Origin of the sequence: Neorhizobium sp. T25_27 (assembly GCF_002968565.1) — a bacterium.
GTDB lineage: Bacteria > Pseudomonadota > Alphaproteobacteria > Rhizobiales > Rhizobiaceae > Neorhizobium > Neorhizobium tomejilense.
In genome coordinates this window covers 1-13,834 of record NZ_PVBJ01000027.1, presented here as the reverse complement: position 1 = coordinate 13,834, position 13,834 = coordinate 1, and the positions used below count along the sequence as shown (strand labels likewise).

Annotated in this window: 8 protein-coding genes; 2 read left to right on the top strand and 6 right to left on the bottom strand. The window is 62.4% G+C overall.

Translation table 11 applies throughout. From position 1 onward, the window contains the following. Positions 1-472: 472 nt before the first annotated feature. Complete coding sequence (locus C5J24_RS31425; protein WP_105423666.1) at positions 473-2,413, top strand: M23 family metallopeptidase; 1,941 nt, start codon at positions 473-475, stop codon at positions 2,411-2,413. Positions 2,414-2,491: 78 nt separating this feature from the next. Here C5J24_RS31425 and clpB read toward each other — a convergent pair whose 3' ends face one another. Next, the gene (clpB, locus tag C5J24_RS31420; RefSeq protein WP_105423664.1) at positions 2,492-5,092 is read right to left on the bottom strand and encodes an ATP-dependent chaperone ClpB; all 2,601 of its coding nucleotides are present in this window, start codon (positions 5,090-5,092) and stop codon (positions 2,492-2,494) included. A 384-nt stretch (positions 5,093-5,476) separates the two neighbouring features. Between clpB and C5J24_RS31415 the strand changes: the two genes are divergently transcribed. Continuing rightward, entirely contained in the window at positions 5,477-6,553 is a 1,077-nt protein-coding gene (locus C5J24_RS31415) for a 3-deoxy-7-phosphoheptulonate synthase (RefSeq protein WP_105423662.1), read from the top strand. 81 nt (positions 6,554-6,634) lie between these two features. Here the strand turns inward: C5J24_RS31415 and C5J24_RS31410 are convergent, their stop codons facing one another. The 5 genes from C5J24_RS31410 to C5J24_RS31390 form a co-directional block, all read right to left on the bottom strand. Continuing rightward, a complete protein-coding gene (locus C5J24_RS31410; protein WP_105423660.1) occupies positions 6,635-7,519 on the bottom strand; it encodes a DUF4167 domain-containing protein in 885 nt (294 codons plus the stop codon). Positions 7,520-7,820: 301 nt separating this feature from the next. Then, positions 7,821-8,684, bottom strand: coding sequence for a peptide chain release factor N(5)-glutamine methyltransferase (gene prmC / locus C5J24_RS31405; protein ID WP_105423658.1), 864 nt, complete (start codon positions 8,682-8,684; stop codon positions 7,821-7,823). Then, positions 8,681-9,763, bottom strand: a complete 1,083-nt coding sequence (gene prfA / locus C5J24_RS31400) for a peptide chain release factor 1 (RefSeq protein ID WP_105423656.1) — start codon at positions 9,761-9,763, stop codon at positions 8,681-8,683. The genes prmC and prfA overlap by 4 nt, the downstream gene beginning before the upstream one ends. Positions 9,764-9,792: 29 nt before the next feature. Further along, positions 9,793-12,060 carry a phosphoenolpyruvate--protein phosphotransferase gene (ptsP, locus tag C5J24_RS31395; protein WP_105423654.1) on the bottom strand — a complete coding sequence of 756 codons (2,268 nt, stop codon included), beginning with the start codon at positions 12,058-12,060 and terminating at the stop codon, positions 9,793-9,795. A gap of 80 nt (positions 12,061-12,140) precedes the next feature. Continuing rightward, on the bottom strand, positions 12,141-13,415 hold the full coding sequence (locus tag C5J24_RS31390; protein ID WP_046605362.1) for an aspartate kinase: 1,275 nt from the start codon (positions 13,413-13,415) through the stop codon (positions 12,141-12,143). Positions 13,416-13,834: the final 419 nt, after the last annotated feature.

Below are 13,834 nucleotides of genomic sequence, written 5' to 3'. Positions count from 1 at the left end.
CGGTCCCAACCAGCATGCGCCAATCAATCAGTGATTTCTGTAGAACGAAAGTCGTCGTCGCCAGCAGCGCCGCCGCCCTCGTTCAGTGAGCGGGTTATAGATCCCACCACCATTTGAAGTCAACAGCATTGATTCAGAAATCTTGAGAAAAACGTCATCTAGCTGATTCTAAATGATAATTTCCTGTAAAACTCGATGAAAGCCGTTTTCTCCCGACTTTCTAGCCCTTGAGACGTGCATAAACAGCGCCCTTTCGGCCCCTGCCCCAAAACCGCCCCGACAAATTCACAATCTCATGGTTACCACGATCCCAGCAGGGAATCGAAACGACGCCTCGGGCAGTGTACGCGTTTGCACCGTGGCGGATTTGACTCTCTAGACTGAAAGGGGCACATGTTTGGCCCAAGGTCCCGCAGGCAGTATAGAAGCTGCCTACGGCAATAACGAGTATCAGGGACTGGCTTAAATTGGCATGATGACGGCCCGCAGCATGATCCGCTCGCTCGGCAACGAACCGCCGATCCTCGCCGACGGCCGTCGTGCTCCGGATCGACGTGAGATTTCGTTGCGTTGGCTGTCCGGCACCTTCCTGACCGGCATTACCTCTTCGATCCTGATGGGCGTTGCTTTGTTTGCCGCCCTCGACGGCCGGCAACAGCTTGCCATCCCCGCCGAAGCCTCCGCCTCCATCCCGACCAACGATGCAGATGCCGCCTCGCGCGGCAAAAGGCTGCTCGGCAGCAATATCGTCGCCATGCCGACCGACCGGAAGGTGATGGAAGTCTCGACGGTCGTGCGCGAGGGCAATAAGGAAGTCGTCCGCCGCAAGCCTTTCGCGCATGTGAAGATGAATCTTGCCGCAAACCATGTGGCGCAGGAAGATTATCCGAACTTCGACCCGATGACGATCTTCTCGTCGAGCGAGACCCCGCCGCCGCCTGCCGCGCGTGCCGGCGTCATCTACGGCTCGAATGTCGAGTCCGAGGTCAGTCTCCAGACCGTGGCCTTCCCCATCAAGGGCAGCATGTATGCCTTCGCGCAGGCGATGACGCTGGAAGAGGTCGAAGAAAACGTCCGCTCCAACGGCTCGGTTCTCACCGACGGCAACAGCCAGCTTTCGGCGCTCTATTATGTCGACCCCCAGCGCTTCTCCTCGAAGGAGGACGGCGGCGGCCTTGACATCACCGCCGGCCTGTCGGCCCGTGTCGTCGAGGAAAACATCTCGGTTTCTGTGCCTGAGGCGATCAACGCCCGCACCCGCGAATATGCCGACGACATCATTCCGGTCCGCAAGGCCGAGACGGTCAGCCAGGCAATGACCGAGGTCGGTTATCCGGAAGGCAAGGCGCGCGAGATTTCCGGCTATCTGCAGTCCCGCCTCGGCGAGGCCGACCTTTCCATCGGCGACGTGCTGCGCATCGGCGTCATCCAGGAAGGTGACATGGTCCTCGTCGTCCGCGCCAGCCTCTATCGGCGCGGCGACCACCGGGTAACCGTCGCTCTCGACGATCACGGCCGCTTTGTGGATGGCCAGGAGCCGCCGATGCTGGATGCGGTCGCCTCCGCCTTCAGCGAACAATCACCACAGATCGTTGCCGGCCGCGAATTGCCGCGCGTCTATGACGGCATCTACCGGGCAGCCCTCTCCTACGGCATGAGCAAGGAGATGACCGGCACGCTGGTAAAACTGCTTGCCAGCAATGTCGATCTGCAGGCCCAGTTGAAGCCGACGGACAAGATCGAGGCCTTCTTCTCGGTCGCCGACGAAAAGGGCCAGGCGAACAAGGATTCCCAGCTGCTTTACGTGAACGCCCGGTTTGGCGACACGACGAGCCGCTTCTACCGCTTTCAGAACCCCGACGACAACGCGGTCGATTATTTCGACGAGGACGGCAAGAGCATCCGGCAATTCCTGCTGCGTAACCCGCTTCCGAACGGCCGCATGACCTCCGGCTTCGGCATGCGCGGCCACCCGCTGCTCGGTTATTCCCGCATGCATACCGGCACCGACTGGGCCGCCCCGCGCGGCACGCCGATCATCGCCACGGGCAACGGCATCGTCGAAAAGGCCGGCTGGGATTCCGGCGGCTATGGCAACCAGACGCTCATCCGTCATGCCAATGGCTACGTCTCATCCTACAATCACCAGAGCGCCATCGCGCCAGGTGTTCGCGAAGGTGCCAAGGTCACCCAGGGCCAGGTGATCGGTTACGTCGGCTCCACCGGCCAATCGACCGGCGCCCACCTTCATTACGAGCTGATCGTCAATGGCACCAAGGTCGATGCGATGAAGATCCGCCTGCCGGGCGGCAATTCGCTGAACGGCAAGGCGCTCGCCCGTTTCGAAGAGGAACGCAAGCGGATCGATACGCTGCTCAACACCCAGTCGGCCGACGAGGTCGCGAGCCGCTGAGGCCTTTACCGGATCAGCTTGGCACGAACAAGAATGGCGGCCGAAGCCGCCATTCTGCTTTTCAACGTTCGGCTCGGCTTACGCAGCCTCGCTCACCACCCGTTTGACCCGGAAGAGCAGCCGGTCGGAACCTGCGCTGACCGCAACGGCCGAGCCGTCCGGTATCTGGCCGCCGAGAATCTGCTCGGCGAGCGGATCTTGCATGAACTTCTGGATCACCCGCTTCAGCGGACGCGCGCCATAGACCGGATCGTAACCCTTGTCGGCCAGCCATTCGCGGGCGTCCGGACCGAGATCGATGGCGATCTTCCGCTCCGCCAGGAGCGACAGCAGCCGCCTCATCTGGATATCGACGATCGCCCCCATCTCGTTGCGCTTCAGGCGATGGAACAGGATGATCTCGTCGACGCGGTTCAAAAATTCAGGCCGGAACGAGGCTTTCACGACGTCCATCACCTGTTCGCGCACGCTTTCGGAATCCTCACCCTCGCGAAGAGCGGTCAGGTATTCCGCTCCGAGATTGGAGGTCATGATGATCATCGTGTTCTTGAAGTCGACCGTGCGGCCTTGCCCGTCCGTCAGGCGCCCGTCGTCGAGCACCTGCAGAAGAACGTTGAACACGTCCGGATGCGCCTTCTCGATCTCGTCGAACAGCACGATCTGGTAGGGCTTGCGCCGCACCGCCTCGGTCAGCGCGCCGCCTTCCTCGTAACCGACATAACCCGGAGGCGCACCGATCAGCCGCGCGACCGAATGCTTCTCCATGTATTCCGACATGTCGAGGCGAACCATCGCGGACTCGTCGTCGAACAGGAAGCGGGCCAGCGACTTCGTCAGCTCCGTCTTACCGACACCGGTCGGGCCAAGGAAGATGAACGAGCCGATCGGCCGGTTCGGATCCTGCAGCCCTGCGCGCGAACGGCGAACCGCACGCGAGACAGCCTGGACCGCGTCGCCCTGGCCGATGACGGATTTCGCCAGTTCATCTTCCATGCGCAGCAGCTTGTCGCGCTCGCCTTCCAGCATCTTGTCGACCGGGATGCCGGTCCAGCGCGACACCACGTGGGCGATCGCATCCGGGTTCACGACTTCCTGCACCATGGCATTGGTCGAGGTATCCTGGGCTTCCGCTTCCACGAGACGCTTTTCCAGTTCGGGGATCACGCCATAGGTCAGCTCGCCGGCACGCTGGAACTCACCCTTGCGCTGGGCGGTCGCCAGTTCGTTGCGGGCCTCGTCGAGCTGCCGCTTCAGGTCGGCGGCAAGGCCGAGCTTCTGCTTTTCCGCCTGCCAGCGGGCCGTCAGGGCATCCGCCTGTTCTTCGAGCGACGTCACTTCGCCTTCAAGACGCTGCAGCCGGTCGGCCGAGGCGCTGTCGGTTTCCTTCTTCAGGGCTTCGCGCTCGATCTTCAGCTGCATGATGCGGCGGTCGAGTTCGTCGAGTTCCTCGGGCTTTGAATCCACCTGCATGCGCAGCCGCGATGCGGCCTCGTCCATCAGGTCGATCGCCTTGTCGGGCAGGAACCGATCGGTGATGTAGCGGTTGGAAAGCGTAGCAGCCGCAACCAGGGCCGAATCCGAGATGCGGACCTTGTGGTGCTGCTCGTATTTTTCCTTGAGCCCGCGCAGGATCGAGATCGTGTCCTCGACCGTCGGCTCCTCGACCATGACCGGCTGGAAACGACGGGCAAGCGCCGGATCCTTTTCCACATGCTTGCGGTATTCATCGAGCGTGGTGGCGCCGACGCAATGCAGTTCGCCGCGGGCAAGCGCGGGCTTCAGGAGGTTGGACGCATCCATCGCGCCGTCGGATTTGCCGGCGCCCACCAGCGTGTGCATCTCGTCGATAAACAGGATGATCTCGCCGTTTTCCGACTGCACTTCGTTCAGGACGCTCTTCAGGCGCTCCTCGAACTCGCCGCGATATTTGGCGCCAGCGATCAGGGCGCCCATGTCGAGCGCCATCAGCTTCTTGTCTTTCAGGCTTTCCGGCACGTCGCCGTTGATGATGCGCAGCGCCAGGCCTTCGGCGATCGCCGTCTTGCCGACGCCGGGCTCGCCGATCAGCACCGGATTGTTCTTGGTACGGCGGGAGAGAACCTGGATCGTGCGGCGGATTTCGTCGTCGCGGCCGATCACCGGATCGAGCCTGCCGTCGCGGGCTTCCGCCGTCAGGTCGCGCGCATATTTCTTCAGGGCCTCGAAACCGGCCTCGGCATTGGCGCCGTCGGCCGTGCGACCCTTGCGGATGTCATTGATGACCTGGTTGAGCCCCTGCGCGGTCACGCCGGCCTTTTTCAAGGTCGCGGAGGTCGAAGCGGACGTCTCGATGACAAGCGCCAGAAGCAGGCGCTCGACGGTGACGAAACTGTCGCCGGCCTTCTTGGCTGCCTCTTCCGCGGTCGAGAAAACCTTCGCGAGCGGCTGGGAGAGATAAATCTCGCCATTGCCGCCGGAAACCTTGGGGAGTTTCGCGAGCGCGGCGTCGTTGGCGATGCGCGCTTCCTTGGCGCTGCCGCCCGCGCGGTCGACCAGCGAGGACGCCATGCCCTGGTCGTCGTCAAGCAGCACCTTCAGCACATGTTCGGGCGTAAACTGCTGGTGACCCGAAGCCAAAGCCTGCGTCTGAGCCGACTGCAGGAACCCGCGGACGCGCTCGGAGTATTTTTCGATATTCATTCTGGTACCTCCAGTGATCGACCCGCCCATTATAAGGCACGGACCGATGATTGAGATTGAGCTCCCTCAAAGGCGAGCCCTGCCGAAGTCTCGGCGTTGCTGGAAATATGGTAAGCGGATTCTCGTGTTTAAAGTGTTCAGAAGCTCAAAATCCGCGAGCGGAAACCTCACAAATTTTCCGCGTGACAATCCACAATCGAGCGAATACAGAAACCGCATGTCTTTCACGTCCGCCCACGCCTCGCGATTTTATAGCTACCGCTTTCCCCAGCGGATGCGGGTCCGTGCGTAGCTGATTTCGACGCAACGACATTCCCTCAAGCCGCTAGTCTACCTGGCGGCTTTTTCAATTCCGCGCGGTAGCACCAAACAGGAGCCATACCCGTGCCGAATGCCAGTCCCGCCAACACTGTCGACGATCGCCGAATCGTCGAAATCACCCCGCTGACCATCCCCGCCGACATCATCGCCGAAATTCCGCGCAACGACGCAGTCACCGGGACGGTGACCAGGACGCGTGACACCGTCCATCGCATCCTGCATGGCGAGGACGACCGGCTGATCGTCGTCATCGGTCCCTGCTCGATCCATGACCCAATTGCCGCGCGGGACTATGCGGCCCGGCTCGAAGAACAACGACGACGTTTCAGCGGCGATCTCGAAATCGTCATGCGCGTCTATTTCGAAAAGCCGCGCACCACCGTCGGGTGGAAGGGCCTGATGAACGACCCGCATCTCGACGGCAGCTACCGGATCGAAGAGGGTTTGAGGATCGCCCGGCAGCTTCTTCTGGACATCAATGCGACGGGCCTTCCGGCCGGCTGCGAATTCCTCGATACGATCACCCCGCAATACATCGCCGACCTCGTCAGCTGGGGCGCGATCGGCGCCCGCACGACCGAAAGCCAGGTACACCGCCAGCTGGCATCCGGCCTCTCCTGCCCGATCGGATTCAAGAACGGCACCGATGGCGGCGTCGCCGTTGCACTCGATGCCATACTGGCCGCCTCGCAGACGCACCATTTTCCGGCGGTGACCAAGGACGGCCGAGCCGCGATCGCCACCACGACCGGCAACGAGGATTGCCACGTCATCCTGCGCGGCGGCAAGCTGCCGAACTATGACGCGGCCGACGTCGAGGCCGTTTCAAGGGATGCCGCAAAACGCGGTTTGGAGCCGCGCATCCTCATCGATGCCAGCCATGCCAACAGCGGCAAGGATCCGATGAACCAGCCGCGGGTCGTCAAAAACGTCGCGACGCAGATCGCTGCCGGCAACATGGCCATCAAGGGCATGATGATCGAGAGCAATATCGTCGGCGGCCGCCAGGATCTGGTGCCCGGCAAGCCTCTCGTCTACGGACAGAGCATCACCGACGGCTGCATCGATTGGGAGGCATCGGTCCTGGTGCTCGAGGAGCTTGCCCGCTCCGTCCGTGATCGGCGCCAGCCGACGGCTTGAAGCAGAAGGCAATCTCCGCTCGAAGAAAAAGGCCGCCCGGTTTCGCGAGCGGCCTTTTGATCTCGTTATTTGAAGGATGGCTTATTCAGAAGCTGCATCCGCCAGGGCCGGCTGCGAGCCGTCGCCCGAGGCTTCGCCTTCGGAACCACCCTCTTCACCGGCGCCTTCGCCACGACGCGGACGACGCGGGCGGCTGCCGGCGGCGCGACGACGGCGCGGCGTGGCTTCTGCCTGTGCCTCTTCCTCGACCGCCACTTCGGCAGGCGTGCCTTCGATCACCGGCTGCGGGCCGGAACCATCCATCACCGGAGCAACTGGCTGAGGTGTTGCGACCTGGGTCGGAACCGCTGCCACTGCCGGCTGTTCCTGGCGGTTTTCGCGGCGGGGGCGTTCGCGCTGCTGGTCACGCTGTTCGCGGGGTTCCCGCTGGTCGCGAGGTTCGCGTTGTTGGTCGCGAGGTTCGCGTTGTTCACGGGGCTCGCGCTGTTCACGCTGCTCCCGGCGCGGCTGCTGTTGCTGGACCTGCGGCTGCGGAGCCTCGTCCATGGATGGCTGCTGCGAGTAACCGTTGTCCTCGCCATCGCTATTGTCCATGTCGTCCTGATCCTGAACGTTGCCGTCCCGGTCCTGGTAGTCGCCACGATTGTCGTGCTGGAACCGATCCTGCATCTGCGCCTGTGCGGCGGCAATGATGCGGTTATAGTGTTCGGCGTGCTGGAGATAGTTCTCCGCCATCACGCGGTCGCCGGAGCTTTGGGCATCACGGCCGAGTTGGCTATATTTTTCGGCGATATGCTGGGCGGTCCCGCGGATCTTCACATCCGGGCCGGAGCTGTCGTAGGTGCGGCTGAGAGGATTGCCGCCCTTACGGTTGAAGTTGTTATTTCCGCCGCCGCCGCCGCCGCTATTGTTATTATTGTTACTGCCGCGACCTCGACCGCGTTTGTTCTGCTGTCCTGGCCTCATCTATCGTTCACCAATTCTCTGTCTTCGCTGATAAGGGGCCACGCGGTCTGCCGGACAGAGCCGAACAAGACTTCGCGTGCCGCGCACAGGCCGATCAAAGCGTCCTGCCGCTTGTGAAAGTCAAATTAACTGATTCACGCACCGGGAATTGTTCAACCTTCGCAACTCTTCGAAAAGAGAAGGATCAAAGGGTTGCCCTGTAACCCGAACGAATCGCTGTTCATTCCCAGCCGTCCCAGTGCGTATTTGCAAGCTATCCCGCTTCCTCCGGAAATCCAAGCCTTTTCTTTTGCCTGCAAAATCAAGGGTGATTCACGGTAAATACGAGAACCCGATCATTATCGCCATAATCGCGGACCGCCTCCATCGGCGTAAAGCCGGCGACGCGGAAAATCGCGGTCACGGTTTCCTTCTGATCGAACCCGATCTCGACGCCGATAACGCCGTCCTTTTCGAGGAAATCTCCTGCACTCGCTGCAATCGCGCGATAGGCTTCAAGCCCATCCGGACCTCCATCTAGCGCTGCCAGCGGATCGAAATCCCGGACTTCCGGGTCCAATGCGGGGATAACATCGCTTCGTATATAGGGCGGATTTGACACGATTATGTCGAACCGGCCGGAAATTGCGTCGAACCAATGGCTGCGGACCGCCTGAAATCTCTCGGCCATTCCCAGCCGCTCCGCGTTCCGCGCCGCGGTCTGCAGGGCATCCTGCGAAATATCGCTGCCGATCCCCTGGGCCTTTGGGCTTTCCTTCAGCAGTGCCAAAACGACCGCTCCGGTTCCGGTACCAAGATCGAGAATACGTGCCGAACCCTTGTCTGCGACAATCTGCCTCACATAGGCAAGCATCGAATCCACCAGGATTTCGGTGTCCGGGCGTGGCTCCAGCGTTTCCTTCGAAATCAGGAGCTCCATGCCGTGGAATTCACGTAATCCTAATATGCGGTGCACGGGCTCCCGTTTCAAGCGGCGCTCGACCGCTTTCGAGATCCGGGAGATTTCCTCCTCCGTCAGCAGCCGCTCGCCGCCGGTGAAGACCTCGGTGCTGGAAAGCCCAAGCAACCCGCCGATCAGCAGCCGCGCTTCGATCGCCGCATCCGGCAGGCCCGCCGCGGAGAACCGCGATCTGGCATCCGTGACGGCTGCTCCGAGCGTCGTCATCCGTGTTGCTCGCCGAGCTGCGCCAGCTGGCCGGCCTGGTAGTCGGAAATCAGCGCGTCGACCACTTCGTCGATATCGCCTTCCATCATCCGGTCGAGCTTGTAGAGCGTCAGGTTGATGCGGTGGTCGGTCACCCGCCCCTGCGGGAAATTATAGGTGCGGATGCGCTCGGACCGGTCGCCGGAGCCGACCTGGCTCCTGCGGTCGGCGGAACGTTCGCTGTCCGCCTTCTGGCGCTCCATGTCATAGAGGCGGGTGCGCAGCACCTGCATCGCCTTGGCGCGGTTCTGGTGCTGAGACTTTTCCGAACTGGTCACCACGATGCCGCTCGGCATGTGGGTGATGCGGACCGCGGAGTCGGTCGTATTGACATGCTGGCCGCCGGCGCCCGACGAACGCATCGTGTCGATGCGGATGTCTTCCGGCCGGATTTCGATGTCGATCTCTTCGGCTTCCGGCATCACCGCCACGGTCGCAGCCGAGGTGTGGATGCGGCCGCTTGCTTCGGTATCGGGCACACGCTGCACGCGGTGCACGCCGGATTCGAACTTCAGCTTGGAAAAGACGCCGCGGCCGGTCACGGTCGCGATGATTTCCTTGTAGCCGCCCGCCTCGCCTTCGCTTGCTGACAACACCTCGACCTTCCAGCCCTTGGTGGCGGCATAACGCTCGTACATGCGGAACAGGTCGCCGGCAAAAAGAGCCGCCTCGTTGCCGCCCGTTCCGGCGCGGATTTCGAGGATCGCGCTCCTCTCGTCGGCCGCGTCCTTCGGCAGAAGCAGGACCTGCATGTCCTTTTCCAGCGCCTCGAGCCGTTCCTCGGCTTCCGGCAGCTCCATTTCCGCAAGCTCGTGCATCTCGCGGTCGGTGCCCTTGTCGGTCAGCATCGCCCGCAGGTCGGCCACTTCCGCGATCGACTTCTCGTATTCGCGGATCTTGCGCACCACCGGCTGCAGTTCGGAATATTCGGACGCCAGCTTCACATAGACGTCGGCAGCCGGGCCTTCCGACATGCGCGCCTCGATCTCGCCGAACCGGCGTTCCAGCTCGCGCATCTTTTCGATAGGAAGCTTCGCCACCCACTAACTCCGTTTATTCTTTTTATCCGCTAGACGGGAATATTGTTGGCCTCGGCGAACCGCACAAGCAGCGCGCGGATCGGCTCCGTCGACCTTATATCGTCGAGCGCCACGTTCAATTCGGCGGACAGCTTGTCGATGTCAAGCCCGAGCAGCATCGCCTTGACCGGTCCGATCGAAGTCGGGGACATCGAAACCGAGCGGAAACCGACCCCCAGAAGCGCCATGGCGGAGAGCGGCTTGCCCGCCATCTCGCCGCACAGCGTCACCACCGTTTTGTTGCGTTCGCCGGCCCGCGCGATGTCGCGCAGAATGCGCAGGAACGGCTTGCCGAGATTGTCGAAACGATCGGAAACCCGGGCATTGCCGCGGTCCGCCGCCATGGTGAACTGGAACAGGTCGTTAGAGCCGACCGAGACGAAATCCACTTCCGCCATCAGTTCGTCGAGCTGCCACATCAGCGCCGGCACTTCGAGCATCGCCCCGAACTGCAGCTTGCGCGGCAGGCTGTGGCCGAATTTCGAAAGATGCTGCACTTCCTTCTGCATCAACTCGCGTACCGCGTGGATTTCCGAAACCTCGGTTACCATCGGCAGCATCATCTTGAGCTCGGCGCCGGCGGAAGCCCGGAGCAGCGCCCGAAGCTGGGTGCGCAGCAAGCCCGGACGATCGAGCGACAGACGGATCGCCCGCCAGCCGAGCGCCGGATTTTCCTCTTCCTGGGCCCGGAAATAGGAGACGACCTTGTCGCCGCCGATATCGAGCGTGCGGAACGTCACCGGCCGGCCGGCCGCTTGCTTGATGACGTTGCGGTAGAAGCTCTCCTGCTCCTCGAGCTTCGGCATGGTGGAGGCGATCATGAACTGCAGCTCGGTGCGGAAGAGGCCGATGCCGTCGGCGCCGGACTCGGCAAGCTGCGGCAGATCCACCAGCAACCCGGCATTCATCTGCAGGCTGATACGCTTGCCGTCCTTGGTGACCGGCTCGACGTCCCGCAGCGCCTTGAACTGCTCCTGCCGGCGGGCCCGCAGGCGTACCTTTTCCTCGTAGGCCTTCTGCAGGTCGAGAACCGGCCGCAGATGAATCTGGCCATCGTCGCCGTCGATGATGATCGGATCGCCGTTTTCGGCAAGCGCCACGACACCCGCCGCCTGGCCGACGACCGGAATGCCCATGGCGCGTGCGACGATCACCACGTGGCTCGTCACCGCTCCGTCTTCGAGCACCAGGCCGCGCAGGCTGGCGCGCGGATAGTCGAGCAGTTCGGCCGCCCCCATGGCGCGGGCGAGAATGATGGCGTCCGTCGGGAAACCTTCGTCGAAGGCGCGGCCGGAAAAACCCGTCAGCTGGCGCAGAAGCCGGTTGGCCAGATCGTCGAAATCATGCATCCGCTCGCGCAGATAAGGGTCGGTCAGGCGCATCATCCGCGCCTTGGTATCGCTCTGGACCTTCTCGACCGCGGCTTCCGCCGTCAGGCCGTTGTGGATCGCCTCTTCCATGCGGCGGACCCAGCCCTGGTCGTGGGCGAACATCCGGTAGGTTTCGAGCACCTCGCGATGCTCGCCTTCCTGGGATACTTCACGGCGCGACAGCATGTCGTCGATCGAGATGCGCAGGGACCCGAGCGATTCCGCCAGCCGGGTCACTTCCTTCTCCGCATCTTCGTTGAGGAGATTGGTGACGACGATACGCGGTTCGTGCAGCACCACATGACCAAGGCCGATGCCTTCGTTATAGGCGTCGGCATCGATGGTGATGGCGCGCGTGAGGTCCAGCTCGAGGCCCGGCCGGGTGATCTTCTTGAGCTCGCCGGTGGCGATCATCTCGGCGATCACCATCGCCGTGGTTTCGAGCGCCTCGACCTCGTCCTCGCGGTAGTTGCGGCTCGCCTTGTTCTGGACGACGAGAACGCCAAGCGTGCGGCCGGCCCGCAGGATCGGCACGCCGAGGAAGGAATGGTAGATTTCCTCACCCGTTTCGGGGAGATAGCGGAAGGCCGGATGCGCCTGCGCATCGGAAAGGTTGAGTGGCTGCGCGGAGGCGGCGATCGTGCCGACGAGGCCCTGGCCCATCTTCAGCTGCGAAGTGTGGACGGCTTCCTTTTTGAGGCCTTCGGTCGCGTAGAGTTCGAGAACGCCGTCGGAGCGGAGCACATAGACCGAGCAGACCTCGGCCACCATGTTGCTGGCGATCTGGCGGACGATCCGGTCAAGGCGCTCCTGTGGCTCGAGCGGCTCCGCCATCAACTCGCGCAGCCGCTTCAACAGAACGCGCGGACCTGCCGACAGGTCTCTCATCGCCTATGCTCTCCCGAAACGAGGTCACCCCAACCGCAAGACGGCGCCCACAACTGCCGGCGCGTCCAAACGGTTCATTCTCAACTCTTATCGAGACCGTAGGCGGAATGCAAAGTCCGAACGGCGAGTTCGGAATAGGCACCGTCGATCAGGATCGAAATCTTGATTTCCGAGGTGGTGATCGCCTTGATGTTGATGGATTTTTCGGCAAGTGCCTTGAAAGCGTGCGCGGCAACGCCGGCATGGCTGCGCATGCCGATGCCGATGACCGAGACTTTCGCCAGGCCTGATTCGGTCTGGACGACGTCGAAGCCGATCTTTTCCTTGTTGTCGTCGAGCACCTTCATGGCCTTCTGCACGTCGCCCGAAGGTACGGTGAAGGTCATGTCGGTGCGCGAACCGTCTTCCGACGTGTTCTGCACGATCATGTCGACATTGATATGCGCTTCGGCGAGCGGGCCGAAAATCGCAGCCGACACGCCCGGCCGGTCGGCAAGGCGCCGGAGCGAAATCTGCGCTTCATCCTTGGCATAGGCGATGCCGGTGACGACTTCCTGTTCCACGATTTCTTCCTCGTCGCAAATCAAAGTACCGGGCGGGTTCAAAAGGTCACCCATGCCCGGCGCATCGGGATCCTCGAAACTGGAACGCACGAAAGTGCGGACCTTGTGGACCATGGCGAGCTCGACCGAGCGCACCTGCAGAACCTTCGAGCCGAGCGACGCCATTTCGAGCATTTCCTCGAAGGAAACCTTCTTCATGCGCCGCGCCTGGGGCACGATACGCGGGTCGGTCGTATAGACGCCGTCGACGTCCGTATAGATGTCGCAGCGGTCGGCCTTGACCGCGGCCGCGATCGCCACCGCCGACGTGTCGGAACCACCGCGGCCGAGCGTGGCGATCCGGTTGTCCGGGCCGAGCCCCTGGAAGCCGGCGACGACGGCCACCTGGCCCTCGCCCATCCGCTTGACGATCTCGGAACCGTCGATCTCCATGATCCGCGCCGCCCCATGGGCGCTGTCGGTGCGGATCGGGATCTGCCAGCCCTGCCAGGACCGGGCATTGATGCCCATCGACTGCAGGGCGATCGCCAGAATGCCGGACGTCACCTGCTCGCCGGATGCAACGACGGCGTCATATTCGCGCGCGTCGTAAAAAGGCGAGTTGGCGCCGGAGACCTTCGGCATGTCCTGAACCCAGCCGACAAGCTCGTTGGTCTTGCCGGACATGGCGGAGACGACGACCGCGACCTCGTGCCCTGCCTCAACCTCACGTTTCACATGGCGCGCGACGTTGTGAATGCGTTCGAGATTGGCGACCGAAGTGCCGCCGAACTTCATGACGATGCGAGCCATACCGACAAAAACCACTGTTTCGCCAAGAGGCTCGGGAGCCTTGGGCGCCTGCTTTCAAACCGTTCCGAAATCCCGTCGTTTGTGACAGGATCATCGAGTTGCGGCGTCTCTTATCGAAAAGGCTGAAAAGGCGCAATGGTCAGAACATGGCCGAACGGTACGCTTCGGCGTAAGCTTGCCCTAATGCCGGGCGCAAAAAAGGCCACCCGTAGGCGGCCTCCTTGAATTTTTGGGCGGGATCAGCGGTTCGGGTTGCGGGTCATCCTCACGGCCGAACCGCGGAGGGGCCGGCTGCAGTCAACCCCGATCCCTGTAGAAACGGTCGCGATCTCCCTGCCAGAGTGGCGGAAGCGGCGGCTGCCGGTCGCCCGGCCTCCAGCTGCGATCCCGGTCCCAACGTGGAGTTCCGTCACGATCCC

Bases quoted from the DNA above. Each gene is read 5' to 3' on its own strand.
- C5J24_RS31425 (WP_105423666.1), top strand. From the start codon at position 473: ATGATGACGGCCCGCAGCATGATCCGCTCGCTCGGCAACGAACCGCCG.
- clpB (WP_105423664.1), bottom strand. From the start codon at position 5,092: ATGAATATCGAAAAATACTCCGAGCGCGTCCGCGGGTTCCTGCAGTCG.
- C5J24_RS31410 (WP_105423660.1), bottom strand. From the start codon at position 7,519: ATGAGGCCAGGACAGCAGAACAAACGCGGTCGAGGTCGCGGCAGTAAC.
- prmC (WP_105423658.1), bottom strand. From the start codon at position 8,684: ATGACGACGCTCGGAGCAGCCGTCACGGATGCCAGATCGCGGTTCTCC.
- ptsP (WP_105423654.1), bottom strand. From the start codon at position 12,060: ATGAGAGACCTGTCGGCAGGTCCGCGCGTTCTGTTGAAGCGGCTGCGC.
- C5J24_RS31390 (WP_046605362.1), bottom strand. From the start codon at position 13,415: ATGGCTCGCATCGTCATGAAGTTCGGCGGCACTTCGGTCGCCAATCTC.